Origin of the sequence: Rhodobacter sp. SGA-6-6 (genome assembly GCF_011043545.1) — a bacterium.
Lineage (GTDB): Bacteria > Pseudomonadota > Alphaproteobacteria > Rhodobacterales > Rhodobacteraceae > Pseudogemmobacter.
In genome coordinates this window covers 30,179-55,104 of sequence record NZ_JAAKGP010000002.1, presented here as the reverse complement: position 1 = coordinate 55,104, position 24,926 = coordinate 30,179, and the positions used below count along the sequence as shown (strand labels likewise).

General features: G+C 64.9%; 18 protein-coding genes and 10 pseudogenes. 23 read left to right on the top strand and 5 right to left on the bottom strand.

All coding sequences use genetic code 11. The features are described from left to right. Nucleotides 1–170: 170 nt before the first annotated feature. From G5B31_RS03520 to G5B31_RS03500, 5 genes are all read left to right on the top strand, one after another. Nucleotides 171–983, top strand: coding sequence for a TIGR00282 family metallophosphoesterase (locus G5B31_RS03520; RefSeq protein WP_165013861.1), 813 nt, complete (start codon nucleotides 171–173; stop codon nucleotides 981–983). After that, nucleotides 980–1,924: a DMT family transporter gene (locus tag G5B31_RS03515; RefSeq protein WP_240904281.1), complete on the top strand. Its 945-nt coding sequence runs from the start codon at nucleotides 980–982 to the stop codon at nucleotides 1,922–1,924. The genes G5B31_RS03520 and G5B31_RS03515 overlap by 4 nt, the downstream gene beginning before the upstream one ends. Continuing rightward, nucleotides 1,912–3,690: an SLC13 family permease gene (locus G5B31_RS03510; protein ID WP_165013859.1), complete on the top strand. Its 1,779-nt coding sequence runs from the start codon at nucleotides 1,912–1,914 to the stop codon at nucleotides 3,688–3,690. Before G5B31_RS03515 ends, G5B31_RS03510 begins: the two co-directional genes overlap by 13 nt. Before the next feature lie 10 nt (nucleotides 3,691–3,700). Then, complete coding sequence (locus G5B31_RS03505; RefSeq protein WP_165013857.1) at nucleotides 3,701–4,051, top strand: hypothetical protein; 351 nt, start codon at nucleotides 3,701–3,703, stop codon at nucleotides 4,049–4,051. Nucleotides 4,052–4,149: 98 nt separating this feature from the next. Beyond that, entirely contained in the window at nucleotides 4,150–4,890 is a 741-nt protein-coding gene (locus G5B31_RS03500; protein ID WP_165013855.1) for a YebC/PmpR family DNA-binding transcriptional regulator, read from the top strand. 19 nt (nucleotides 4,891–4,909) lie between these two features. On the opposite strand, the gene G5B31_RS03495 is transcribed toward G5B31_RS03500, so the two are convergent. Further along, on the bottom strand, nucleotides 4,910–5,791 hold the full coding sequence (locus G5B31_RS03495; RefSeq protein WP_165013853.1) for a LysR family transcriptional regulator ArgP: 882 nt from the start codon (nucleotides 5,789–5,791) through the stop codon (nucleotides 4,910–4,912). A gap of 168 nt (nucleotides 5,792–5,959) precedes the next feature. On the opposite strand from G5B31_RS03495, the gene G5B31_RS03490 reads away from it, so the two are divergent. The 9 genes and pseudogenes from G5B31_RS03490 to G5B31_RS03455 form a co-directional block, all read left to right on the top strand. Next, entirely contained in the window at nucleotides 5,960–6,562 is a 603-nt protein-coding gene (locus G5B31_RS03490) for a LysE/ArgO family amino acid transporter (RefSeq protein WP_165013851.1), read from the top strand. A 21-nt stretch (nucleotides 6,563–6,583) separates the two neighbouring features. After that, a complete protein-coding gene (locus G5B31_RS03485; RefSeq protein WP_240904280.1) occupies nucleotides 6,584–7,492 on the top strand; it encodes a DMT family transporter in 909 nt (302 codons plus the stop codon). Between the two features lie 98 nt (nucleotides 7,493–7,590). Then, a pseudogene (locus G5B31_RS21490) lies at nucleotides 7,591–7,746 on the top strand (DUF2793 domain-containing protein); the annotation flags it as partial. A 4-nt stretch (nucleotides 7,747–7,750) separates the two neighbouring features. Next, entirely contained in the window at nucleotides 7,751–8,542 is a 792-nt protein-coding gene (locus G5B31_RS03480; RefSeq protein WP_346763874.1) for a DUF2793 domain-containing protein, read from the top strand. A gap of 587 nt (nucleotides 8,543–9,129) precedes the next feature. Next, nucleotides 9,130–9,411 (top strand): hypothetical protein, encoded by a 282-nt coding sequence (locus tag G5B31_RS03475; RefSeq protein WP_165013849.1) that lies wholly within the window; start codon nucleotides 9,130–9,132, stop codon nucleotides 9,409–9,411. Beyond that, complete coding sequence (locus tag G5B31_RS03470; RefSeq protein ID WP_165013847.1) at nucleotides 9,404–11,221, top strand: relaxase/mobilization nuclease domain-containing protein; 1,818 nt, start codon at nucleotides 9,404–9,406, stop codon at nucleotides 11,219–11,221. Before G5B31_RS03475 ends, G5B31_RS03470 begins: the two co-directional genes overlap by 8 nt. A gap of 142 nt (nucleotides 11,222–11,363) precedes the next feature. Then, a pseudogene (locus G5B31_RS03465) lies at nucleotides 11,364–11,612 on the top strand (transposase); the annotation flags it as partial. A gap of 64 nt (nucleotides 11,613–11,676) precedes the next feature. After that, nucleotides 11,677–12,837: an IS30 family transposase gene (locus G5B31_RS03460; protein WP_165013843.1), complete on the top strand. Its 1,161-nt coding sequence runs from the start codon at nucleotides 11,677–11,679 to the stop codon at nucleotides 12,835–12,837. Between the two features lie 18 nt (nucleotides 12,838–12,855). Continuing rightward, nucleotides 12,856–13,776: pseudogene (locus G5B31_RS03455) on the top strand (IS3 family transposase); the annotation flags it as partial. A gap of 198 nt (nucleotides 13,777–13,974) precedes the next feature. Here the strand turns inward: G5B31_RS03455 and G5B31_RS03450 are convergent. After that, nucleotides 13,975–14,310 (bottom strand): hypothetical protein, encoded by a 336-nt coding sequence (locus tag G5B31_RS03450; protein ID WP_165013841.1) that lies wholly within the window; start codon nucleotides 14,308–14,310, stop codon nucleotides 13,975–13,977. A 995-nt stretch (nucleotides 14,311–15,305) separates the two neighbouring features. After that, nucleotides 15,306–16,180 (bottom strand): annotated as a pseudogene (locus G5B31_RS03445) (IS3 family transposase); the annotation flags it as partial. Here G5B31_RS03445 and G5B31_RS03440 point away from each other — a divergent pair. Next, a pseudogene (locus G5B31_RS03440) lies at nucleotides 16,180–16,323 on the top strand (IS481 family transposase); the annotation flags it as partial. The pseudogenes G5B31_RS03445 and G5B31_RS03440 sit on opposite strands and share 1 nt — an antisense overlap. Before the next feature lie 37 nt (nucleotides 16,324–16,360). On the opposite strand, the gene G5B31_RS03435 reads toward G5B31_RS03440, so the two are convergent. Beyond that, nucleotides 16,361–16,927, bottom strand: a complete 567-nt coding sequence (locus G5B31_RS03435; protein WP_165013839.1) for a DedA family protein — start codon at nucleotides 16,925–16,927, stop codon at nucleotides 16,361–16,363. Nucleotides 16,928–17,071: 144 nt separating this feature from the next. Here G5B31_RS03435 and G5B31_RS03425 point away from each other — a divergent pair. The 4 pseudogenes from G5B31_RS03425 to G5B31_RS21010 all read left to right on the top strand — a co-directional run. Then, nucleotides 17,072–18,538 (top strand): annotated as a pseudogene (locus tag G5B31_RS03425) (YjbH domain-containing protein). Continuing rightward, nucleotides 18,448–18,636: pseudogene (locus tag G5B31_RS03420) on the top strand (YjbF family lipoprotein); the annotation flags it as partial. The pseudogenes G5B31_RS03425 and G5B31_RS03420, both read left to right, overlap by 91 nt. Before the next feature lie 37 nt (nucleotides 18,637–18,673). Next, a pseudogene (locus G5B31_RS21135) lies at nucleotides 18,674–19,102 on the top strand (IS21 family transposase); the annotation flags it as partial. Beyond that, nucleotides 19,102–19,603, top strand: a pseudogene (locus tag G5B31_RS21010) (ATP-binding protein); the annotation flags it as partial. The pseudogenes G5B31_RS21135 and G5B31_RS21010, both read left to right, overlap by 1 nt. On the opposite strand, the pseudogene tnpB reads toward G5B31_RS21010, so the two are convergent. Beyond that, nucleotides 19,604–19,767: pseudogene (tnpB, locus tag G5B31_RS03405) on the bottom strand (IS66 family insertion sequence element accessory protein TnpB); the annotation flags it as partial. Between the two features lie 917 nt (nucleotides 19,768–20,684). Here tnpB and G5B31_RS03400 point away from each other — a divergent pair. From G5B31_RS03400 to G5B31_RS03385, 4 genes are all read left to right on the top strand, one after another. Then, nucleotides 20,685–21,692 carry an NAD(P)-dependent oxidoreductase gene (locus G5B31_RS03400; protein ID WP_165013833.1) on the top strand — a complete coding sequence of 336 codons (1,008 nt, stop codon included), beginning with the start codon at nucleotides 20,685–20,687 and terminating at the stop codon, nucleotides 21,690–21,692. Next, entirely contained in the window at nucleotides 21,689–22,294 is a 606-nt protein-coding gene (locus G5B31_RS03395) for a sugar transferase (protein WP_165013831.1), read from the top strand. The genes G5B31_RS03400 and G5B31_RS03395 overlap by 4 nt, the downstream gene beginning before the upstream one ends. A gap of 378 nt (nucleotides 22,295–22,672) precedes the next feature. Further along, nucleotides 22,673–23,977: a nucleotide sugar dehydrogenase gene (locus G5B31_RS03390; RefSeq protein WP_165013829.1), complete on the top strand. Its 1,305-nt coding sequence runs from the start codon at nucleotides 22,673–22,675 to the stop codon at nucleotides 23,975–23,977. A 9-nt stretch (nucleotides 23,978–23,986) separates the two neighbouring features. Continuing rightward, on the top strand, nucleotides 23,987–24,925 hold the full coding sequence (locus G5B31_RS03385) for a Gfo/Idh/MocA family protein (RefSeq protein WP_165013827.1): 939 nt from the start codon (nucleotides 23,987–23,989) through the stop codon (nucleotides 24,923–24,925). The last annotated feature ends 1 nt before the right edge of the window (nucleotide 24,926 follow it).

The window sequence follows — 24,926 nt, the reverse complement described above, 5'->3', positions numbered from 1 at the left end:
GGAAGGTAGGGCCCAGGCGGGGCGATTGCAAAGGGCGGCGGGGGATTTCCGGCGCGGCCCCGGTGGCCCGAGGGGGGCGGGGAGAATATTCATCTCCGGCGGAGGGCCCGAATGGTCCGCGCCTTCTGTCGGGGCTTGCGGGAACCGGGCCGGGGGCCTAATCGGAGCGCATGAGGCTATTGTTCCTGGGCGATGTGATGGGCAAGACCGGCCGCCGTGCGGTGGCCGAGCGGCTGCCTGCGCTGCGCACGGCCTGGGGGCTGGATTTCGTCGTGGTCAACGGCGAGAACGCCACCGGCGGCATGGGGCTTTCGGCGGAACATGCGCGCGGCCTGCTGGCGGCGGGGGCGGACGTGGTGACGCTGGGCGACCATGCCTTCGACCAGAAGGACATCGTGCCGCTGCTGGAGGAAGAGCCGCGGATCCTGCGGCCGGTGAATTACTCGAAACTGGCGCCGGGCAAGGGCGCGCGGGTCTATGACGCGCCCGGCGGCCGCAAGGTGCTGGTGGCGCAGGTGCTGGGGCGGGTGTTCATGAAGCAGCCTTTCGACGACCCGTTTTCCGCCATCGAGCCGGTGCTGAAGGCGCATAGGCTGGGCGCCGCGGTGCAGGCGGCCATCGTCGATGTCCATGCAGAGGCCACCTCCGAGAAAATGGGGATGGCGCATTGGTGCGACGGGCAGGCGAGCCTTGTCGTCGGCACTCATACCCATGTGCCCACCGGCGATGCGCAGATCCTGAAGGGCGGCACCGCTTATCTGACCGACGCCGGCATGTGCGGCGACTACGACTCGGTCATCGGGATGGAGAAGCTGGAGCCGATGCGCCGCTTCGTCACCGGCATGTCGAAGGCGCGGTTCGAGCCGGCGGGCGGTGAGGCCACGCTCTGCGGTGTCTTCGTCGAGACCGACGACCGCACCGGCTTGGCCACCCGCGTCGCCATGGTGCGGCAGGGCGGGCGGCTGATGGAGGCCGCACCTTGAGCGGCACCTTGACCGGCAGCCGCTGGGTGTTCCTGCCGGTCCTGCTGTGGCTGGGCATCGGCTGGGGCTCGACCCAGCCCTTGGGCAAGATCGCCACCAGCGGCGGGCACGGGCCGTTCGGGCTGATCCTCTGGCAGCAGGTGGTCTGCGTGATCGTGCTGGGTCTTGTCGCGCTGGTGCGGCGCAAGGGGCTGAAGCTCAGCCGCGAGGCGCTGCGCTTCTATGTCATCGTCGCGGTGCTGGGCACGGTGATCCCCAATGCGACCTTCTACATCTCGGTGGCGCGGCTGCCGGCGGGGATCATGTCGCTGCTGATCTCCACCGTGCCGATGATCGCCTTTCCGCTGGCGCTGGCACTGGGGATGGACCGCTTCTCGCTGCGGCGGCTGGCGGGGCTGCTGCTCGGCCTTTGCGGCGTCCTGCTGATCGCCGCGCCGGGGGCCGGGCTGCCGGAGGCGGCGATGCTGGCCTTCCTGCCGGTCGCAATGATCGGGCCGCTGTTCTACGCGCTGGAGGCGACCTATGTCGCCCGCACCGGCACAAGGGGGATGGACGGGTTGCAGGCGATGTTCGGGGCCTGCCTGGCCGGGCTGGTGCTGGTGCTGCCGATCACGCTGGCCACGGGGCAGTTCTACTGGCCCACGCCCTTCGGCCGGGACGATGCGGCGCTGGCGATGTCCTCGGCGCTCCATGCGCTGCTTTACGCCACCTATGTCTGGCTGGCGGCCTCGGCCGGGTCGGTCTTCGCCTCGCAGTCCAGCTACCTGACCACGGCGGCGGGGATGGTCTGGGCGATGCTGCTGCTGGGAGAGCGGTTCTCGCCCCTGGTCTGGCTGGCGATGGCGGCGATGCTGGCCGGGGTGGCGCTGGTGCAGCCGCGGCGGCGGGCGGCGGCCGTGCCGGTCGCCGCAGCAGGAGCGGGGGAAACATGTTCGGCCTGATCCTTCCGGCAGAGGCGATGCCCTGGGTGTCGCTGGCCCTTCTGGCGGCGATGTTCGCCCTGTTCATGCTGGAGCTTATGCCCGTCGAGGTCACCGCCATCGGCGGGGCGGCGGTGATGATGTTTCTGGGCATCCTGCCGCTGCAGGACGCCACCGCGGTGCTGTCGAACTCGGCCCCCTGGACCATCGCGCTGATGTTCCTGGTGATGGGCGGGCTGGTGCGGACCGGGGCGGTGGAGATGATCATCGCCGCGGCCGAGCGGCATGTCGGCGAAAGGCCGAAGCTGACCATCGTGGTGCTGTTCGTCTTCGTCTCGGTCGCCTCGGCCTTCATGAACAACACGCCGCTGGTGGCGGTGATGATCCCGGTCGTCATTCAGATCGCGGTCAGGATCGGCTCGGCGCCCTCGAAGCTGTTGATCCCGCTCAGCTACATGACGATCCTCGGGGGGATGATCACGCTGATCGGCACCTCGACCAACATCCTGGTGGACGGCGTGGCGGCCAAGCAGGGGCTGGAGCATTTCGGCCTGTTCGAGATCGCGCCGCTCGGCATCGCGGTGGCGCTGGCGGGCGGGGCCTATCTGGCGCTGTTCGGCGGCAGGCTGCTGCCGGTGCGGCAGTCGATGGGGGTGCTGCTGTCGGACCGCAAGAAGATGAAATACTTCACCGAGGTGGCGATCCCCGAAGGCAGCCCGCTGATCGGCCAGTCGCCCACGGAGGTGGACCTGTTCCGCCGCGACGGGGTGCGGCTGATCGACGTGCTGCGCGGCGATGCCTCGCTGCGGCGCGACCTCGCCCCGGTGCGGCTGGAACCGGGCGACCGGGTGGTCCTGCGGGCCGAGATGCAGGACCTGCTGGAATTCGACCGCCGCAGCGAGGTGCATCTGGTCGACAAGCTCTACTCGGTCAAGACCGAGACGGTGGAGGTGCTGATCGGCCCCGGCTGCCGGATGGAGGGGCAGCGGCTGGGCGACCTGCGGCTGCGCCGGCGCTACGGCGTCTATGTGCTGGCGGCGCACCGCAGGAACCAGAACATCGGCCGGCAGCTGGACGACCTGACGGTGCGGGTGGGCGACACCCTGCTGCTGGAAGGCAATATCGAGGACATCCAGAAGCTGGCCGCCGACATGGACCTGGTGGACATCTCGCGCCCCTCGGTCAAGCCGTTCCGCCGCGCCAAGGCTCCGATCGCCATCGCCGCGCTGGTCTTCATCGTGGTGCTGTCGGCCTTCGACCTGGCGCCGATCCAGGCGCTGGCCTTCCTGGCGGTGGCGGTGATCCTGTTCACCCGCTGCGTCGACAGCGACGAGGCTTTCGAGTTCATCGACGGCCGCCTGCTGGCGATGATCTTCGCCATGCTGGCGGTGGGCGAGGGGCTGGACCGCTCCGGCGCGGTGGGGATGATCGTCGATGCGGTGGCGCCCTTCCTGGCCGGGCTGCCGCCCTTCCTGCTGATCCTCGGGGTCTATTTCATCGGGCTGGTGCTGACCGAGTTCCTGTCGAACAATGCGGTGGCGGTGATCTTCACCCCCATCGCCATCCACCTGGGCGAGCAGCTGGGATACGATCCGCGGCCCTTCGCGGTGGCGGTGATGTTCTCGGCCACGCTGGCCTTCGCCACCCCCATCGGCTACCAGACCAACATGATGGTCTACGGGCCGGGGGGATACAGGTTCTCGGACTTCACCCGGGTGGGGCTGCCGCTGAACCTGCTGACCATGCTGGTGGCAAGCGCGCTGATCCCGCTGATCTGGCCGCTGTGAGGAGGATGCGATGAGGAAGGTCCTGCCGTTCGTGGTGGCGCTGGCGGCCTGCGCCGCGCCCGTCGCGGAGCCTGGGGTGCAGAGGGTGCGGCTGACGGACACCAGGCTGACGCTGGTGCTGACCGACGGCACCCGCTGCTCGGTCGACTGGCGGGCGGCGCCGGCCGGGCGGATGGAAAACTGCGGGCCGGGCTACGGCTATGCGGTGACGGTGGAGGACAATCCCAACATCCTGCGCCAGCTGGTCGAGGGCGTGGTGCTGGCGCTCGGCGGCGAGGGCGTGCTGGCACCGATGGCCGAGGTGGTGGTCACCGGCCCGGGCGGCACCGATCAGGTCTTCGTCTCGCCGCCGGAGCGGTGAGACGCTTCCTGTTGCGTGCCCGGGGGCGGGGGTTGCCCTTGGCCGGGGCGGCGGTGTAGAGGACGGCCACACCGAAGATAACCGGCAGAGGTAGGCCCATGGCAGGCCATTCCAAATGGGCGAACATCCAGCACCGCAAGGGCAAGCAGGATGCCATCCGCTCGAAGATGTTCTCGAAGCTTTCCAAGGAAATCACCGTGGCCGCCAAGATGGGCGACCCGGACCCCGACAAGAACCCGCGGCTGCGGCTGGCGGTGAAGGCGGCCAAGGCGCAGTCGATGCCGAAGGACGTGATCGACCGGGCGATCAAGAAATCCCAGATGGGCGACGCGGCGGATTATTCGGAAATCCGCTATGAAGGCTACGGCGCCGGCGGCATCGCCATCATCGTCGAGGCGCTGACCGACAACCTGAACCGCACGGCATCGAACGTGCGCAGCTATTTCACCAAGGCGGGCGGCAACCTGGGCCAGACCGGCTCGGTGTCCCACGGTTTCGACCGGCTGGGCGAGATTTCCTATCCCGTCGGCGCCGGCTCGGCCGACGAGGTGATGATGGCGGCGATCGAGGCCGGGGCGGAGGATGTGGAGTCCGACGAGGACGGCCACTGGATCTATTGCCGGGTCGAGGACCTGTCGGCAGTCTCGGAGGCGCTGGAGGCGTCGCTCGGGGAATCCACCGAAAGCAAGCTGGTCTGGCGGCCGCAGTCGCGCACCGAGGTGGATCTGGACACGGCGACCAAGCTGATGAAGCTGATCGACCTGCTGGAAGAGGACGACGACGTGCAGACCGTCACCCACAACTTCGACGTGCCGGAAGAGGTCGCGGCGCAGCTGTAAAGCTGATTTTCGACGAAAATCAGGGGGGCGGGACGAGGGTCCGTGCCGCCTCGGTACTTATGGCGCGGGTCAGCGGCGCCAGCGTGGGGGCGGCGAGGCGGGTGAACTGCCAGTGCAGCGCCACGTCCAGCGGGCTGTCGGGGGCGAGGTCGATGAGGCGGCCTTCGGCGATGTGCCGGGCGACCAGCGGCTCGGGGTTCATCGCCCAGCCGAGGCCGGCGAGGGCGGCATCGACGAAGCCCTGCGACGAGGCCAGCATATGCGCCGGGAAGGCGGGGGTGCGGCCGGTCAGCCTGTGCACCCAGCGGTGTTGCAGCGGGTCTCCGGGCGAGTAGACCAGTGCCGGGGCATGGGCCAAGGCTTCGGCGGTAGGCCCCTCGGGGAACCAGCGGGCCCTGAAGCCGGGGCTGGCGGTGGCGCGGTAGCGCAGGCTGCCCAGCGGGATCGTGTCGCAGCCCTGCAGCGGGCCGGGATGGGCGGTGATCGCCGCCACCACCTCGCCCCGCTTCAGCCAGTGCTGGCTGACCTCTTGATCGTCGATGACGAGGTGGAAGAGCAGGTCTTCCGTTGCGGCCAGCGCCGGGATCACCCAGGTGGCCAGGCTGTCGGCGTTGACGGCGATGCGCAGCGTGGCCGGGCCGGGGGCCAGGCCGGGCAGGTCCTCGGCCAGTTGCCGGGTCAGCAGGGCGATCTCGTCATGGTGGCGGACCAGCCGCAGGCCCGCCTGCGTGGCGGTGCAGGGCTGGCCGCGGGTCAGGAGCAGGGTGCCCGCCGCCTCTTCCAGCGCCTTGATCCGTTGCGAGATGGCGGAGGGGGTGACGTGGAGGTCGGCCGCGGCGGCCTCGAAGGAGCCGCGGCGGTGGATGGCGGCGAGGGCGGCGAGCTGGGCGGGATCGAACATGACGGGCTTTCGCTTGTGGCTGGCCGCCGGGGGCGCTTCGCCCCGGACCCCCCGAGGATATTTGGGCCAAGATGAAGATTAGAAGAACTTAATCAGGGCGCAAAGGATTAACTGGAATGCCAGCCTTCCTGCCGGTAGCAGGGCCGCGGGCACAAGGGAGTGCGGCGGATGGTCGAGGCGGCGGCGGCGGGGTTCCTGACCGGGTTGAGCCTGATCCTGGCGATCGGGGCACAGAATGCCTTCGTGCTGCGGCAGGGGCTGCGGCGCGAGCATGTGGGCGCCGTGGTTGCGGTCTGCGCCGGGTCGGATGCCTTGCTGATCGCCGCCGGGGTGGCGGGCTTCGGCGCGGTGTCGCAGGCGGTGCCCTGGCTGGCCGGGGCAATGCGTTGGGCGGGCGTGGCCTTCCTGCTGGTCTATGGCGCCTTGCGTTTCCTCGCGGCGCTGAAGGGCGGCGAGGCGCTGCGGCCGGCCGAGGGCAGGGCGGCCAGCCTGAAGGCGGTGCTGGCGACCTGCCTGCTGCTGACCTGGGCCAATCCGCATGTCTGGCTGGACACGGTGGTCCTGCTCGGCTCGATCTCGGCGCAATATCCGGGGCGCGGCCTGGCCTTCGCCCTGGGGGCGATGACGGCCTCGGCGGTGTTCTTCTCGACGCTCGGCTTCGGGGCGCGGCTGTTGGCGCCGGTCTTCGCCCGGCCGGGGGCCTGGGTCTGGCTGGAGGTCGGCGTCGGGCTGGTGATGTGGGCGATTGCGGCGGGGCTTGCCTTTTCCTGAGCCGGCGGCTCTGGTCGCCGGATGGAATCGGGTCGGGGAAAACGGCGGGCGCTGGCGGGCATCCTGTGGATGCTGCTGTCGGGCCTGTGTTTCGTCGGCGTGAACGGGGTGGTCAAATACCTCGGCACCGACCTGCCCGCGGCGCAGTCGGCCTTCATCCGCTTCGCCTTCGGCGCGGTCTTCTTCCTGCCGGTGGTGCCACGGGTGCTGCGGATGGGCCTGCCCGCGCCGGTCTGGCGGCTGTTCGGCTGGCGCGGCCTCTTGCATGTGGCGGCGGTGGTGTTCTGGTTCCACGCCATGGCGCGGGTGCCGGTGGCCGAGATGTCGGCCATCGCCTTCCTGAACCCGGTGCTGGTGCTGGTGATCGCCGGGCTGATGCTGGGAGAGCGCTTCGGGCCGCGGCGGGTGATGGTGGTCGTCGCGGCGCTGGCGGGGGCGATGCTGGTGCTGCGCCCGGGCTTCCGCGAGGTGACCGAGGGGCATCTGGCCCAGATCGCCGCCACCCTGTGCTTCGCCGCCAGCTACATCGTCGCCAAGCGGCTGGCGGCGGCGGCCCCGGCCTCGGTGGTGGTGGCGGTGATGTCGGTCTCGGTGACGCTGGGGCTTCTGCCGCTGGCGCTGTGGGTCTGGCAACCGGTCAGCCCGGCGCAACTGGCCTGGCTGGGGCTGGTCGCCGCGCTGGCGACCGGCGGGCATTACGCGATGACGCGGGCCTTCTCGGCCGCGCCGCTGGCGGTGACGCAGCCGGTCAGCTTCCTGCAGATCGTCTGGTCGACCGCGCTCGGCGCCCTCGCCTTTTCCGAGGCGGTGGACCCTTGGGTGCTGGCCGGCGGGGCGCTGATCATCGGAGCGATCAGCCTGAACACCTGGGCCGAGGCCCGGGCCGAGGCGCGCGGCGCGCGGCTGCCCGCCGGGGTGGTGGAGACCTGAAGGGCGTTGCGCCCGCCGGCCGGGCAGCGTGCGGCCGGGTTACCCGGTGTTGAGATGCCTCTTCCTAGGGTCGCGCCGTCCAAGGCCTTCCCGCGGAGATGCATATGCCCGACGATACCGACATCCTGGGGCTTCCCCTGATCCTGCCCAGCCAGGCGCAGAAGCACGTCACCCACAACGAGGCGCTGGCGGCGCTGGATGTCCTCGTCCAGCTGGCGGTGATCGACCGCAGCCAGACCATGCCTCCCGGCGCTGGCGGTGCCGGGGGACCGGCATATCGTGCCGGCGGGGGCGACGCTGGACTGGTCGGGCAGGGCGGGGCAGGTGGCGGTGATGACGGCGGCGGGCTGGCAGTTCCACCAGCCCCGCCCGGGCTGGCAGGCGCAGGTGCTGGCGGAGGGGCAGGTGGCGGTCTTCGACGGGCTGACCTGGAAGACGCCCTCTGAGGGGCCGCTGACGGCGCGGCTGGGGGTCTCGGCCACGCCGGATGCGGTCAACCGGCTGGCCGTCAGCGCTCCGGCGACGCTGCTGAACCATGCCGGGGCGGGGCATCAGCTGAAGCTGAACAAGGCGGCGGCGGGGGATACCGCCAGCCTCCTGTTCCAGACCGGCTTTTCCGGCCGGGCCGAGATGGGCGCCACCGGCGGCGACGAATTCCAGATCAGGACCAGCGCCGATGGTGCCGGCCTCCAGAGCGGCTGCATCGCCATCCCTAATAGGCGCACCGGACAATCTGGGAGGTGTTCGAGGAAGAGTGCCAACACCTCTTGCCCTGTGCCGGCTCCTGCGATGACTTCCACAGCGTTCCGGGTTCCCGTGCCGCTGACTGGACGTGCATCGTTCCTCCATGGTTCCGCCGGCCGACTGCCACATATCACAAAGCGTAGATCGCATCCCCTTCGCCTCTCCCTGCTCTCTTTTATCTTTTCTCCGATCTCCTTTCTCTTATCTCCGGTTTCCGACCTTCAACCCCGAATCTTCCCCGACGCTCTTCTCCGGTCTTTATCTGATCGCCGAAATCCTTTCTCTTATCTTTGGCATTGTCTGTGAATGAATCGAGCCCTGGATGCTGATTCCGTGCAGGAGAAATCTTAAATCACATCTCGTTACTCTGAGTGGGGCGTTGCGAAGAGCACCGATCGAATGGGTATAAAGTGTATTTTTATCAGCATGTTGTATGAATTCCTCACTTCGTTCGTCGGGATGGGTTCTTCCGTTGCGAAAGCTGATCTCGCTGCCTGCCTTGTGATCGAAGATATATGAGGTCTTGTTGGGGCGCGTTTCCGTAGTCTGTATGGAGTTTTCTTTAAAAGAAAAAATCTCCCTATGGTTGTTGAGATTTCCGTGCCTGTCTGTAATAAGTGAAGGTGATGGGGTGTGGAACATATATATGAGCGGGTGCCACGATCATGAAGAAGCTCCACGGAATCGCTAAAGAGGGGTGCGTAATTGCCGATAGCGCGCCGGCTGTTTCAAGTTCGACCGCCTCCAGGAAGGCATGTGTCGAGCTAGGGACGGCCTCGGCCGGGGGTATGATCTCCTGCCGGCTGACGGGGGAGGAACTGACAGCGTACGATGGTCTCTGCTCGGAACTCCGCGCTCGATCCCGGTCGGACGGGGTGCGCTTGGTGATCCGAATGGCGTCTGGTTTCCTAGAGTTCTCCCAAACGGATACTGGGCATCTCAGTGCTTTGCAGCAGGATCTGCACCGGATCGGCACCGGCGTGAACCAGCTCGCGCTGGCCGCCAAGCGTGGCCGGATCGACTTGGCGCGGGATCAATGGGAAGCCGTAAATGAGTTGCGGCACGAGTTGCCCGGCATGCGCAGCCTCCTGGGTCAGGTCGTTGCCGAGCGGCGGCGGCAGGGCAGGGCGCTGTTCCGAGCCTTCCTTGCCGGGGAGGAGGGGTGCAATGGTTAAGCTTGGCGCACGTCCTGTCGGGATGGCCGAGGCCGTCCTTGGCGAGATCGATCTCCTGCGGCCGCAGCGCGGCCGGGGCAGGGGCGGGCTGCAGGTCCGGCAGGGCTTCAGCTTCTCTCCCAGAGCCGGGCAGTTCTGGCGCTTCGCGCTCGGCTCCAATGCGGCGGTCCTGAAGAGGATCGGCAAGGGCGGCACCGCGAATGCGAAGGAACTCTCCGGGCAGTTGAGCTATCTTTTCTCGAAGTCCACCGCGATCTTCGGCAATGCCGTCACCCATGATCCGAACGCCAGCGGGCTGGCGCCGGAGGAGCGCCGCGAGATCGTGGAGACCTGGGTCGATGGCTGGCGCGGCACGCCTAAGAACGGCCATACCAGTCATCTGCTGATGAGTTTTCCGGCCCATGTCCGGCCGGAAAAGGCGCAGCTGATCGCCGAGGCCTGGGCCTTCGAGATGTTCCAGTCGGGCGAGCACCAGGATGATGAATGGGCCTATGTCGCGGCGCTGCACACCGACCGGCCGCATCCCCATGTCCATATCGTGCCCAACAACCGGGGATTGGCAAACGACAGTTGGTTCTACATGGCCAGGAATCATGTCTTCAACCTCGCCATGATGAAGGAGCGCATGGTGGCGATCGCGGCCGAGGAGGGGGTGTGCCTCGACGCGACCTCGCGCGCCGAGCGGGGCATCCTGACCTATGGCCCGAACCGGGCGGAGATCGAGCGGGCGCGGCGGGAGGGCAGGGCGCCCGAGGAGCGGATGCGCGAGGGCCGGGCGTTGGAGGATGCGCTGGCGACATTCGCGCGTTCGGCCGAGGTCATGCGTGGGCTGTTATATGTTGCGGCGCTGACGGAGCTCCCGGAAATCTCGCCACGGATCACCGAGGCCCAGGCCGTATTGCGGCGGGGCGGGGTGATCCGCCCCTTCCCGGTCCTCGAGGCGGATGCCGAGCGCGCCGATCTGGAGCGGCACTTCAATGGCTGGATGGCCGCGACGGAGCAGAAGATCCGCCAGATGTCGGCGGCGGAGCGCAAGACGCTGCGGGAAGAACTCCACGGCTATGCAGAGGACATTGCACGAGCCTTAGGCGATGCCCGCGGTGCAGAGCTGCTGCGCCAGCGTCCGCAATCGGAGATCTATGGCATTGCCCTCGAGGAGGAGAACCTTCGCCGGGGTGGCGAGATGGTTCGGCTGCGTCCGGGCGCCGCCGGCGAGCTGCGTGATGGCATATTGGCTGCGGCCTCTGGGGCCGGGCTGAACCCGGAGACCATTGCCAGGCGGCTGGAGACCGGGGCGGCCAATGCCTGGGAAGAGCGCGACTGGATCCGGACCGATCTCTTCGTCATCGCCGGCCGGTGGCGGCTCGATCTACGCGATCCCGAGCAGGCCGGGAAGGTCTCCGGGCAGCTGGACGGGTTCTACGCCAAAGCCGAGGCCCTGATCGACCATGCAAGGGAGCAGGAGCGGCTGGAGTCGAATGATCGCCTGGTCCGGACCCTGCACGCGATAGCGGGAATCATGGAAACGGAGGGCAGGATCGAATTCCGGGGGGATGCCCATGCCGAGCGCTTCGCCGAAGAACTGCGACGGCGCTACGGCGCGGGGATCATGGCCGAGCTCGCCGGTGGACGCACCGAGGCGCTTGCCGCGGATGTCTCCGATCCGGAGCGACGGCGCTGGATCGCGCGGGCCGTCGTCTCTGCGGCCAAGTCGTATGTGACTGTCGGCTTGACCCTGCGGGAGACGGAGAACGCGGAGCGCAGGTTGATGGATCGGCAGGAGCATGATCGAGCGCTGGATCGGGAGTAGTGAACGCCTCATATTGCAGTCTTCCGCTGCCGTCAGCAGTGCCGGATCCAGCTTGATGATACTGATGCTGTTAATTTCCGCTGAGACTTGGACTTGCCCGGAACATGTGGAGAGCACCAACTGAGGAACCATGAGGTGTTCTATGAGAAACGGGAACAGACCGAAGCCGGAATTTCGGCGTGAAGCGGTGCGGCTGGCGCTGACCAGCGGTCGGCCGGGGCGGGAGATCGCGGAGGATCTGGGCATTGGCTTGTCGACGCTGACGCGCTGGCTCGGGCAGGAACGCGATGCCAGTGAGCCAAGCGAGGCACCGGTTGATCTGCATGCCGAGCTGAAGCGTCTGCGGCGGGAGAATGCGGTTCTGAAGCAGGAGCGCGATATCCTAAAAAAGCCGCGGTGGGTTCAACCGGTCAGGGCAACATGATGGGTTTCATGATGCGCTGAGGGAGCGAACAATGGCACGGACGGGACGGCCGGGAATGTCGAGGAAACAGAAGGTCGAACTGTGGCAGCGGTGGAAGGCTGGCGAGACGCTCAGCGATATCGGGCGCGCGCTTGGCAAGCATGCCGGATCGGTCTTCGGAGTTCTGATCGCCAAGGGTGGCATCGCCCCAGCGGCTCGGCTTCGGCGGGCTGGTGCGCTCGACATCGCCGAGCGGGAGGAGATCGCACGCGGCATGGCGGTCGGCATCTCGTTCCGCCAGCTGGCGCGTGATCTGGGTCGGGCACCATCGACGATCAGCCGCGAAGTTGCCCGGAACGGGGGGCGCCGCCGGTATCGGCCCTCGCGGGCGGAGGAGCGCGCGAGCCGACAGGCCCTGCGCCCCAAGCCCTGTCGGCTCGCGACCGATCCCGATCTCTGTGCCGTCGTGGCGGAGAGGCTCGAGAGCCGCTGGTCTCCGCAGCAGGTTTCGGGCTGGCTGAAGGCGACCTATCCCGGCAGGAGCGAGATGCAGCTGTCCCACGAGACCATCTATCGAAGTCTCTTCGTCCAAGCCCGCGGCGTGTTGAAGAGGGAGCTTCTTGCGCATCTGCGCAGCCGCCGGATCATGCGCAGAGGCAAGACCGCGAGCACCACGGGGCAGACCCGAGGTCAGATCATCGGTGCCGTGTCGATCCGGGACCGACCGGCCGAGATCGAAGACCGTGCCGTGCCGGGCCATTGGAAGGGCGACCTGCTGAGCGGCGCGCGCAACAGCCACATCGCCACGCTGGTCGAACGCCGATCCCGCTTTGTCATGCTGGTGCGCGTTGGCGGCAAGGACTCGGGCAGCGTCGTGGAAGCCTTCGTGCGACAGGTCGGTCGCTTGCCGCAGGGATTGATGGCGTCCTTGACCTGGGACCGCGGAACCGAGCTGGCATTCCACCGCCGCCTCACTCTGGCCACCGAGGTCGCGGTCTATTTCTGCGACCCACAAAGTCCTTGGCAGCGCGGTAGCAATGAGAACACCAACGGGTTGCTGCGCCAATACTTCCCGCGGGGCATGGACCTCTCGGGCCTGTCCCAGGACGATCTGGATGCCGTCGCCCTCAGCCTGAACACACGACCCCGAAAGACCCTTGGCTACAGGACCCCGGCTGATACTCTGAACGAAGCCGTTGCCCTGACCGGTTGAACCCACCGCGGCCTTCTTCGCGAAAGAGGGAAATCGGGGAAGTTCGCCTTCATCGATGCAGAGAAGGCCAGCTTCCCGATCAGCCGGATGTGCCATGTTCTGGGTGTCAGCCAGAGCGGCTTCTTCGCCTGGCAGGAACGTCCGGCCTGTCGCCGCCAGCAGCAGGACATGGTCTATCTGGCTCATATCCGCACGGCCTTCGCGCTGTCGAACGGCACCTATGGTAGTCCGCGCATGCACCGTGATCTCGTCGATGAGGGCCATGAGATCGGACGGCATCGCACGGCGAGGCTGATGCGAGAGAACCGGTTGATCGCGCGGCAGAAGCGGCGCTTCAAGCGCACGACGGACAGCGAACATGCCTGGCCCGTCGCGCCCAATCTGGTGGCGCAGGACTTCACAGCGGACGGCCCGGACAGGAAGTGGGGGGCGGACATCTCCTACATCTGGACGGCAGAGGGCTGGCTCTATCTCGCCATCGTACTGGACCTCTTCTCGCGGCGCGTCGTCGGTTGGGCCACGAGTGACCGCCTGAAACGCGATCTTGCGGTCGAAGCCCTGCGCCGTGCTCTGGTAGCTCGCGACCCTGGGTCGGGGCTGGTTCACCATTCCGACCGCGGGTTGCAATACTGCTCGGTGGACTATCAGGCGCTGCTGCGCAAACGTGGCATCCTGATCTCGATGAGCGGGCGCGGGAACTGCTACGACAACTCGATAGTGGAAACGTTCTTCAAGACCATCAAGTCGGAGCTGATCTGGCCGGTTGCATGGCAATCTCGCCAGCAGGCAGAAAACGCCGTCGCCAGATACATCGACGGCCTCTCATAACCCCGTCAGGCGGCATTCATCGCTCGGCTTCCAGAGCCCAGTCGCCTTCGAGCGAAAGGCCCGGGAAGTGAGCTAAACGCTCTCCACAAAAGTCGGGCAAGTCCACGCTGATCACATTCGCATCATGATGCGGGAGCGCCATGCAGAAGTCGCGATATGGGCATTTCTAAAAAGTAAGGAAGCTCGACAATCGCTTAACCAGGTCTTGCTTCAGCAGACATGAACATTCGTTCGCGTAGCTTTCAGTACGGGCAGCGCAAAGTTGATTATTGAGATTGAAGGAGGGTAGATTATATCCAATGATATATTTTATTGAGCCTTCCCGCTAAACATAATAGAAAGAGCACTGCTGAGAGATCCTTCTGGATCCCGATATGCGGAAAGCTGCTCGTCAAGTGCAGCTATAATTCCTTCGGAGTCTTTTGCGCCACGTAGTACATCGATCATACCCTCGATTGACGTGCATACTTGATCGATAGAAATGGTTCCCCTTTCGACCAAGCTGGCGGTCACAATCTGACCTATAGCATATTGGGCAGTAGCCTGACTGGTCATGCGCAACATGATACGACTTAGATTATCCAGTTGCGCATTCAAGCGTTTGATTTCCGATCGTAATTCGGCAATAGTGGATTCATCCGTCAATCGCATTGATATCCGAGCTCCCGCTGATGAGTCAGCATCTTACATACTGTCGCTATGAAAGAAAGGCTGAACTATGGTCGTGGTCTTTCTGGATATCCTTGCCCCTTGTGCGAAAGCCGCTATCGCAAGGCCGCAGGCGAGCCAAAGGGGGCTTGTTGGCACGATGAAAGAGCCAAGCGGGTATGGAGGCCGTCAGGGAGCTTTCGACAAGCGATCGAGGTTGTCTGCTGCCTTGCCTGCAACGGGTGATCCTTTCTCGGGGCTGGTGAATGTGAGGCGCACAATTGCTCTCTCCACGTCAAAAGGGGCCAATTGCGGGGCTATCGAGGGTAGAGACGATGCAGCCGGAGGATGCTCGGACAATGATCATCCGGGTGAGGGGCATCGATCTTAGCATATGGGGACGAGGCTCAAATTCTTCGGAGGCAATGCTGTCCGTCGATAGCGACGCGGCTGATTAAGGCGCTGAAGTCGGAGTGGAGGAATCAAGCTCTCCCCTCGTCCACCATCGTCATCAGGGCACGCAAGGCCCGCTCTTGACGGACGGGGCCACCGGCTATGGCATTTCCGATTGATCCTCTGGCCCAATCCAGCCGAGCGGCTGCCGCACGATAGGTCATCTCGTTGCGGATCATCCAGTCGCGCAGCACTTCACAGAATGGACGAGGGTCATCTATTGGAGCTACTGCTGTCATTTGTCTATGGGCGAGCGATGAAGATCCAGTCGCCGCTGCAAACACAAAATGCGTGGCGAGGATTTCCCACTCTTGTGATTGAGACAGCCAATTTCCGAATTCGAGATCCGTTCATGCCTTGTTCGCTTTTCGATGGGCCTGTGTCAATGACTCAGCTGAACCATTTCAGAAGTTCTGCACGGCCAACTGATCGCGCATTCGAATCGGTGGCACTGGCCCGACTATTACTTGAAGCTGCATCTTTCCTATGATCTGATCCCCAACCTTGGACCGCCCGAAGGCCGAGTTTTCCGGCTTCGCTCAGGGTGACGGGCTGGTGACGCCCCCCGATTTCGTCAGCATGATCGGGACCTTGTTGCCGATCGCGCCGTGTGGCCGTTCCTCGTTGTAGTATCTACGCCAAGCCTCCAGCTTTTCTTCCGCATCCGCAAGGGTCAGGAACCAGTGCTGGTTCAGGCATTCCGTTCGGAAGCGGCCGTTGAACGCTTCGATGAAGGCATTGTCGGTCGGTTTGCCCGGGCGTGAGAAGTCCAGGACCACCCCGCGCTGGTAGGCCCAGAGATCCATGTCACGGGACACGAACTCGGTGCCCTGATCGACCCTGATCGTCTTCGGATAGCCGACCTTCCGACAGACCCGGTCGAGCGTCGCGACCACGTCCTCGCCGCGGTAGCTGTAGCGAACATCGAGCACCGGAACATAGCGCGAGAAGGTGTCAACGACGGTCAGAACCCGCAGCTTCTTTCCCGTCGCCAACTGGTTATGCACGAAGTCCATCGCCCAGACCTCGTTCGGGCCGCCAGCGTCGACACGATTATCCCGCAGCTTGGCTTTCACGCGCCGCTTCGGCGTCTTGTTCCGCAGTTGCATGCCCAACTCCTTGTAGATGCGATAAACTTTCTTGATGTTGATGCCCCAACCTTCGCGCTCCAGAAGGACGTGGACGCGTCGATAGCCATACCGGACACGCGTCTCGCAAATCTCCCGGATCCGCTTTGCCACGGCAGCCTGATCGATGCGGCAGGACTTGTAGTGGAACGTGGACCGGTCGAACCCGATGGCCCCACAGGCCGTCCGGATCGACACCGCCCAATCGCTGCACATCCCGCGAACCAGCTCGCGCATGCGACCAGGCTTCAGAGCTTTCGCCGGATCACATCCTGCAACATCTCCCTTCATGGCGGACTACAACTTCGCATGCAGGCTAAAGATGCTCGGCGGCCTCACGCCTTACGAATACATCTGCAAGATCTGGACATCAGAGCCCGACAGATTCATCCTGAACCCGATCCACCAGATGCCGGGACTGAACACCTAGATAGCTTCACCGCGGGTTATGCCAATGCGCTTGCAGATCAGGGATGTTGTGATCCTACTATGGCTAGTGAGTTCACCAATCGTTCCCATAGCCAGTTGATGGCCATTCCGCCGATCTCGCCGAATTTTAGCATGACGAAGGCCCAAGCGAAGCAGCCAAGAATATTCCAAAAGGCAAAGCGAAAAAGTGTCATGCCGCTCATGCCGGCCATGAGGAAGACCACCGGTCGTAGCGCTGTGGTGAAGTGGCCGGCTAACAGCGTGACCGGTCCCCAGCGGGTAAAGGCTTGATCCGCCTTTGCTATCCACTCCAGATGGTCTCTCAGCGGCCGCACGGTCAGGATGGTGCTGCCATAATGCCTTCCCAGCCAAAAGGAGAAGAATGATCCGATTACTGCTCCCGCTGAGGCTCCGAGCCAAAGCGCGGTGAAGCTGAGCAGGCCATTGGCAGCGAAGGCCCCCACCGCCACCATGATTGCCGTTGAGGGGATCAGGATCGAAAGAAAAGCCGTGGTCTCGGCCGCCGCGAAGAGGAGCATGATCCAAGGTGCAACCATGTGATGGCGCCCGATGAAGGCGATGATCTGGTCGATCCAGTCCGACATATGCGCTCCCTGTTCACGCGTGCTTCCGGCTCCAGACCCCTCGATTTGGATGAGAAGCAGGCTAAGGACAAGGCGAAAGCCGGGGCGGGTTTCCCCAGCTTGTATGTTGCGCGCGGCGATCACCCACCGCTTGCGACTTGCTAGATGCATGATGACCACAAATGTGGCGCTCTACGCTGGCGGCGGCGACATGATCCCGCCGAAACTGGCCTCCTGCCTCGGGCCGGGCTTCTGACGGCGGGCGGGGACCGGCATAGGATGGTCGTGCAGGGAAGCCGAGGGGTGCAGAACAGGATGAACCGCCGGATCAGCAGCCTGGCCGCCGTATCCGCCGCCGCCGTTCTGGCCGGCTCCGCGCCCGCGCTGGCCGAGATGCGCCCCAGCCTGTCCTTCTACGGCGTGCCCGGCATTATCGACATGCCCTCGGGCGAGGCGATGAAGGATGGGTCCATCGGCGTGACGCTGGCCTATTTCGGCTCGCAGCTGCGCACGACGCTGACCTTCCAGATCACCCCGCGGATCTCCGGCAGCTAACGCTTCAGTTCCACCCGCAACTGGAGCGATGCGCTGGCGCCCGGCGATCCGCTGAACGACGGTTACGACACCTACAACGACCGCGCCTTCGACCTGCGCCTGCTGCTGCTGGAAGAGACCGATTATCTGCCCGCGGTCACGCTGGGGCTGCAGGATTTCGTCGGCACCGGCAAGAATTCCGCCGAATACATCGTGGCGACCAAGTCCTTCGGCGACCGGCTGAAGCTGACGGCCGGCCTGGGCTGGGGGCGGCTGGGGTCCTACAACGACATCGGCTCCTTCGGCGACCGGCCGAGGATCGACACCGGTCTCGGCGGCAAGCCCTCGATCGACCAGTGGTTCCGCGGCCCGGTGGCGCCCTTCGCGGGGGTGGAATGGCAGATCAACGACAACTGGAAGGCGAAGGCCGAATATTCCTCGGACGGTTATGACGAGGTGTCCGGGGATCGCAAGATCTTCGAGCGCCGCAGCCCGTTCAACTTCGGCGTGGAATACGAATATGCCGAGGCGGTGCGGGTCGGCCTCTACTCGCTTTACGGCACCGAGATCGGCTTCAACGTGCAGCTGACCATGGACCCCAAGCGCCGCCCGGCCGGCGGCATCCTCGGCCCGGCGCCGGGGCAGGTGGGCACCCGCCCCTCGCGCAGCGCCGATCCCGCGGCCTGGAGCGGCGGCTGGACCACCCAGCCCGGCGCGGCCGAGAGCCTGCGCGGCAAGCTGTCGAAGGAACTGGCCCCCGACGGGCTGATCGTCGAGGATTTCTCCTACACCGCCACCACCGTCCACCTGCGCGTCCGCAACACCCAGATCGATTCGGGCCCGCAGGCCATCGGCCGCACCGCCCGGGCGCTGAGCCGGGTGATGCCCGCCTCGGTCGAGGTGTTCGAGATCGTGCCGCTGGTGCGCGGCATGGGGGCCGGCGCAGCTATTTCTACACCTGGGAGAACGACGCCGGCCAGCGCCGCGACTATGCCTGCACCTCGGCGACCGAGGGGCAGGAGGCGGTGGCGGTCTACGGCCGCCAGCATTCCACCCGCCACGTGGTCGAGACCTGCCTGCGCGAAGGCGGACGGCTGACCAACGAGTTCTGGTTCGAGGGCGGCGCCATCCGCCAGTCCCGCCAGTGGATCAGCCCCCTCGCCGGCTCGGGCCGCTTCGTGCTGGTGACCGGCTGACGCAAGCCTCCTCGCATCGGCGTGATTTCGCCACCCGGACGGGATCATCGTCGGGGGCCATCCCCGTCACTTCGGCCGCGACCGGACAATCTACAATCCTTGGCACTATGCGCCTGTCCTGTTTCGCAAACCCAGGGCGCTGAGCAATGGCGCACCGTTCAAGGACTGAGTTCTGCCCGGTGCCCTCGAGCAGATCCGCCGCAAGTTGCTGGGGTCGTCGGATGGCGACCGCGAGATGGTGAAGATCCTCGGCGCCGTGGCGACGGAGGGGGTTCCCGCCGTGCAGAAGGCCTGTGCCGAAGCGCTCGATCAGGGCGTCCACTCCGCCCCGGTGATCCTCAATATCCCGTCCCGCAGACGCGACCCGGAGCCGCCACCCTTGCCGCTCATCTCTCCGGCCCTGCAGCTGACCCATGAACCGAAGGCCGACTGTGCCCGCTATGACCTGCTGCGGAGGGCTGGCTGATGGATCGTACTGAGATCATGGCAGCGATGGGTGAACTGAAGCTCTACGGCGTGCGCGCCGCCTACGACGAACTCATGGCAGTTGCCGTGCGCCGTCAGCGTGAACCCCGTCAGATTGTGGGCGAGTTGCTGGCAGCCGAGATCAACGAGAAGAAGGCGCGATCGGTCAAATATCAGATCACCACTGCCAAGCTGCCCTATGCCCGGGAGATCGAGGAGTTCGCTTGCGATGATACGCCGATCAACGAGATGCTGGTGCGCGATCTGGCAGGGAGTTCCTTCGCTAGCAGCGCAATGTCGTGCTGGTCGGCGGTACTGGGGCCGGCAAGACCCATATCTCCGTGGCGATCGCGCGAGCCGCCATCGGCAACGGCGCCAGCGGAAGATTTTCAATATTGTGGACCGCGTGAACAGGTTCGAGGCCGAGGCCCGTGCAGGGCGGGTGGGTCGCCTGGCCGGGCATCGGCTCGACTTCGTCATCCTCGACGAACTCGGATTTCTCGATCAGGATCGCTTCACCTCGGCGACCACGGAAGACAAAGAGATGGCCTGCAAAGGGGCCCTGCTTTAACATCGCCTCGGCCTGCGCCGCCAAGGCTGCAAAGCCCTTATGTCGGTGATCCCCGCCGCCAGCCAGACCCGCGTGTTCGCCGGAACCGAGATCAAATCGTCAGCCCTGGGATCAGCCGCGCCAAGACGTCGGGATCATAGCCACCGTTGATGCGCATCCAGTGACCGCTATCCAGCTCGATCTCGATGTGGCTCTCGGCCGCTGCTGCCGGGGCAGACCTGGTCTCAGCGACAATCTCTACAGGCAGAAAGCGTGCCTCCTCTGGTGGGGGCAGGGCCGAGGCGGGGCCTGGCGCGAACCGGGAAAGAGCAATCACTGGAAGATCAGGTTCGCGTTGACATCACTACGGGCGAGCCTCTGTGGCCAGGTCTGCCCGGGCCATGTCGCGCCTCGACACATACGATCACCATGTCAGTATACTTAGAGCGACTTCTTCAGAAAGTTTGGCTTTGAGATTTGGAAGCAGCCCCAGTGTCGGAGGTGCTGATCGTAGGAGCCCACGTTCTGTGCGGCCAGCCGCCGATGGTCACGTTGGTCGCAAATTCTTGAACCTCGGTCTGAACCGCTACGGTGGCACCTGAAAGTCCGTAGCAGCCTCGCGTGGCGGAGCGGGGCGACGGCAACTGCCCGCAGGCTGTTCCACTGTCTCCCGGGTACGACGACAGCAGGGTCTGGATAGGCGAAACCCCGCGATCTGCCAATGCCGGATTCCGCGACCTACCCGGAACATTCTGCAACCGCAAGCAGTTTCCCGCCGCCGGCAGATGACAAATGCCGCCACGCGACTCTCGGCCCGTTGTCGATCTTCGCTGCATGCGCTAACGTCCGGCCCGATCCTCTTGTCTTTCTGATTGTCCTCCGATTGTCCCGAGTCCCCGACAACATTTCTGCTCGCCTGCCTCTCTGGAGGGAATCGTGGCTTTTGCGCTCGCATCCGTCTTCGCGCTGACCTCTAGCCTGCTAACCGCCCTGGGCATCCTGTCGACTAGCCCCTTTCCATGGCTGCTTCTCGATGGACAGCCACGCCGGGGTGCAGAAGCTGTACCACCTGTCGCACCTCTCCGGCATTGCGCGGAAGTGCTACCGCCGACAGCCTGAAGACCGACCCGCGGGGGTCAGCGAAGCGCAAACGCAGGCATATGCAGCAATGACAGATAGTTCCCCTTCCACCACCCAACCCCGCTGGCTTGTAACCGGGACCAGCGGGCGTGTCGGCCGGATGCTCCGGCGGCACTGGCAGGCCGAGCCGCCGCCGTGCGTGCTGATTGTGCAGAGCCGCAGGCCAGGGGAGGGTCTCGAGTGGGATCTGCTCACCGGCCCCCTGCCCGACGGGGCTGGCCCGCTGGATTGCCTCATCGCCTTTGCGGGGGTAACGCCCGGACCGGGGGCAGACCTCAGCGTCAATATCGCGCTGGCCGAAGCTACGTTGTCCGCCGCCCATGCGGCCGGGATTCCCCGTGTGCTTGTGACCTCCTCCTCCGCCGTCTATGGCGCGCCGGCTGGCGATGGCCCGCTCGACGAGGATAGCCCCCTCCGTCCCGTCAATGCCTATGGCCATGCCAAGCTGGCCATGGAGGCAGCCTGCGCCCCCTGGCGCGACCGCGGCCTCGAGGTTTGCTGCCTGCGCATAGGCAATGTCGCCGGGGCGGACGTGCTGCTGCTGAATGGCCGGACGGCAAGCCCCGAAGCGCCTCTGCGGATCGACCGCTTTGCCGACGGCGCGGGCCCCTTGCGCACCTATATCGGACCTGAAACCCTCGCCGGTGTGACCGTAGCCCTGGCAAGGCACCCGAACCCCCTGCCGGATGTCGTCAACATCGGCACGCCTCGGCCGGTCGCCATGGCCAATCTCGCAACTGCCGCGGGAATGAGCTGGTGCTGGCAAGAGGCGCCGCCCACCGCGATCCAGCGCATCACGCTGGATCTGTCCCGGCTCGAATCCTTGTATTCCTTCGCCCCCGCCGATAGCGAGCCCGCCGAGATGATCCGCCAATGGCACGACACGAGGGATCCCGCATGACGCCGGCCAAGCGGCTTTTCGATATCGCGGTCGCGCTGGTGCTGGGGATTCTCCTTGCCATCCCAATCGCGCTGACGGCGCTGCTGATCCTGATCCGGGACGGCCGCCCGGTCTTCTACATCTCTGAGCGGATGGAAACCCCGACCCGCGGCTTTCCGCTGGTCAAGTTCCGCACGATGAAAACGGTGGCCCAGGACAGCGGCGTCTCGGGCGGCGACAAGGCGGCGCGCATCACCAGGACAGGCCGCTTCCTGCGCCGCGCCCGGCTGGACGAGGTGCCGCAGCTGTGGAATGTGCTGAAGGGCGACATCAGCTTTGTCGGGCCGCGCCCGCCCCTTCGGCAATACGTCGAGCGTTTCCCCGCGATCTATCGCGAGGTGTTGAAGTCCCGCCCCGGCATTACCGGCCTCGCCTCGGTCTATTTTCACGAGCACGAGGAAAGGCTCCTGGCCCGAGCCCGCACCTCGGCCGAAACGGACGAAATCTATTCCCGCGCCTGCGTGCCCAGGAAAGCGCGGATCGACCTGATCTACCAGCGACACCGAAACATCTGCATGGACGCCATGATCATGCTCAAAACCGTGTTCAAGGGGCTGCGGTAGCGCGGCCGGGGGCTCTCATGAACTATTTGATGAACGGCGACAGTGGCTTCATCGTGTCCGGGGGGTGTTGGATGTTTTCGCACGACCTGTGGACCGCTCGGACCTCCGGTTCACCAGACATGAGTCGCCAGGTCGCTTCCGGGAAAACAACGGGGGCCGGGACGCTGCGGCCGGCACCTGCGCGCAGCGCGCCGACGGCACCGCTGCGGGGCACCGGCCGCCTCTTCCGGCGTGGCCCGGGGATGTTCCGGGCGGTGGTTTCGAACCTTAAACGGCGTTCCAGAGCCTGTTCCCGTCTTTCGTTTTTTACGGAGTTGGAGTAGGGAGCGGCTCACCTCACCAAGGTTCCCCGATAAGGCGCGAAAGGTTCGAAGGACGATGAAAGACATCTTGCTTGATCGGCTCAATACCAGGACAGCCGTGATCGGCATTATCGGCCTCGGGTATGTCGGACAGCCGCTCGCGCTCCGCTATTCGCAAATCGGGTTCAAGGTTCTCGGCTTCGATATCGATGCCGAGAAGGTCGCGCAGCTGAACGCCGGCCATTCGGGGATCGAGCATATCGCAGACGCGGATATTGCGGCCGCCAATGCCGGGGGCATGTCCTGCACAACCGATTTCACCCGGATCCCGGAGGCGGATGCGATCATCATCTGCGTGCCGACGCCGCTGAACAAGTATCGCGAACCCGACCTGACCTTCGTCACCAGCACCTGCGACTCGATCGCGCCACATCTGCGCGCGGGGCAGGTCGTTTCGCTGGAAAGCACCACCTATCCCGGCACGACCGAGGAAGAAGTCAATCCGCGCATCTCGTCGGGCGGCCTCGTGATCGGCCAGACGATCTTTTCGGTCTACTCTCCTGAACGCGAGGATCCGGGCAACGAGAGTTTCACCACCCGCACCATCCCCAAGGTCGTCGGCGGCCATACGCCGGATTGTCTCGAGGTCGGGATCGCGCTTTATTCGCAGGCCATCGAGAAGGTGGTCCCCGTCAGCTCCACCAAGGCGGCAGAGATGACCAAGCTACTGGAAAACATTCATCGCGCGGTGAATATCGGCCTTGTCAACGAGATGAAGATCGTCGCGGACCGCATGGGCATCGATATCTTCGAGGTGATCGACGCGGCAGCGACCAAGCCTTTCGGCTTCACCCCCTATTATCCCGGTCCGGGGCTCGGCGGACACTGCATCCCGATCGATCCCTTCTATCTGACCTGGAAGGCTCGCGAATATGGCCTGCACACCCGCTTTATCGAACTTTCGGGAGAAGTGAACCAGGCTATGCCTGCCTATGTGCTGGGCAAGCTGGTTTCCGGCCTGAACGATCGAGGCCGGGCGCTGAAGGATGCGAAGATTCTGGTTCTGGGCATCGCCTACAAGAAAAATGTCGACGACATGCGCGAATCGCCCGCGGTCCAAGTGATGGAACTGATCCGCAACAACGGCGGGATCGTGCATTACTCGGATCCGCATGTCCCGGTCTTTCCGAAGATGCGCGAACATCGCTTCGATCTGAGTTCCGTCCAGCTGACGCCCGAAAGCCTTGCCGGATATGATGCCGTGGTGCTGACCACCAATCACGACGGCTTCGACTACGAGATGATCCGCACCCATTCGCGACTTATCATCGACAGCCGCGGCATCTATCGCGAACCGCAAGAGAACATCGTAAAGGCCTGAGGAATTCGCATGAAACGCTTTGCGCTGATCGGTGCGGCCGGCTATATCGCACCCCGTCACATGAAGGCCGTCAAGGATACCGGCAACGATCTTGTCGCCGCGATGGATGTCAACGACTCGGTCGGCATTCTCGACAGCAATTTCCCCGACGCGCAGTTCTTCACCCAGTTCGAGCAGTTCGACGCCCATGTCGATGCCGAACGCCGGGCTGGCCGCCCGCTCGACTATATCGCCATCGCCTCGCCGAACTATCTTCACGATGCCCATATGCGATATGCGCTGCGGGCCGGTGCCGATGCGATCTGCGAGAAGCCCCTGGTGCTGAATCCGGAGGATATCGACGGACTCAAGGCTCTGGAGCGCGATACCGGCCGCAGAATCAACACCATTCTCCAGCTGCGTCTGCATCCGGCCATCATCGCATTGCGCGACCGGGTTGCCGCCATGCCGAAGGATCGGAAGGTCGATGTCGATCTGACCTACATCACCTCGCGCGGGAACTGGTATCTCAAGAGCTGGAAGGGATTTACCGAGAAATCGGGCGGCATCGCCACGAATATCGGCGTGCATTTCTATGACATGCTGCATTTCGTCTATGGCGCGTTGCAGGAAAACATCGTCCACCTGAACACGCCCACCAAAGCCGCCGGTTATCTGGAATACGAACGCGCCCGTGTGCGCTGGTTCCTGTCCATAGACGTGAACGATGTCCCGGAAACCGAACGCGCGAAAGGCAAGCGCACCTTCCGTGCCGTCACGGCGGACGGCGAGAACATCGAATTCTCCGAAGGCTTCACCGAACTCCATACCCGCATCTACGAGGAGGTCCTCGCCGGTCGCGGCTTCGGCGTCGAGGAGAACCGGGTCGCGATCGAGACGGTGGCCACGATCCGCAATGCCTCGATCGCGGCGAAGTCCGGCCTGACGCATCCCTTTGCGGTGGTGTGAC

Coding starts and splice junctions, on each gene's coding strand:
- G5B31_RS03500 (WP_165013855.1), top strand. CDS start 4,150: ATGGCAGGCCATTCCAAATGGGCGAACATCCAGCACCGCAAGGGCAAG.
- G5B31_RS03395 (WP_165013831.1), top strand. CDS start 21,689: ATGACGCCGGCCAAGCGGCTTTTCGATATCGCGGTCGCGCTGGTGCTG.
- G5B31_RS03400 (WP_165013833.1), top strand. CDS start 20,685: ATGGACAGCCACGCCGGGGTGCAGAAGCTGTACCACCTGTCGCACCTC.
- G5B31_RS03485 (WP_240904280.1), top strand. CDS start 6,584: ATGGAATCGGGTCGGGGAAAACGGCGGGCGCTGGCGGGCATCCTGTGG.
- G5B31_RS03495 (WP_165013853.1), bottom strand. CDS start 5,791: ATGTTCGATCCCGCCCAGCTCGCCGCCCTCGCCGCCATCCACCGCCGC.
- G5B31_RS03490 (WP_165013851.1), top strand. CDS start 5,960: ATGGTCGAGGCGGCGGCGGCGGGGTTCCTGACCGGGTTGAGCCTGATC.
- G5B31_RS03460 (WP_165013843.1), top strand. CDS start 11,677: ATGGCACGGACGGGACGGCCGGGAATGTCGAGGAAACAGAAGGTCGAA.
- G5B31_RS03390 (WP_165013829.1), top strand. CDS start 22,673: ATGAAAGACATCTTGCTTGATCGGCTCAATACCAGGACAGCCGTGATC.
- G5B31_RS03385 (WP_165013827.1), top strand. CDS start 23,987: ATGAAACGCTTTGCGCTGATCGGTGCGGCCGGCTATATCGCACCCCGT.
- G5B31_RS03505 (WP_165013857.1), top strand. CDS start 3,701: ATGAGGAAGGTCCTGCCGTTCGTGGTGGCGCTGGCGGCCTGCGCCGCG.
- G5B31_RS03510 (WP_165013859.1), top strand. CDS start 1,912: ATGTTCGGCCTGATCCTTCCGGCAGAGGCGATGCCCTGGGTGTCGCTG.
- G5B31_RS03520 (WP_165013861.1), top strand. CDS start 171: ATGAGGCTATTGTTCCTGGGCGATGTGATGGGCAAGACCGGCCGCCGT.
- G5B31_RS03435 (WP_165013839.1), bottom strand. CDS start 16,927: ATGTCGGACTGGATCGACCAGATCATCGCCTTCATCGGGCGCCATCAC.
- G5B31_RS03470 (WP_165013847.1), top strand. CDS start 9,404: ATGGTTAAGCTTGGCGCACGTCCTGTCGGGATGGCCGAGGCCGTCCTT.
- G5B31_RS03475 (WP_165013849.1), top strand. CDS start 9,130: ATGGCGTCTGGTTTCCTAGAGTTCTCCCAAACGGATACTGGGCATCTC.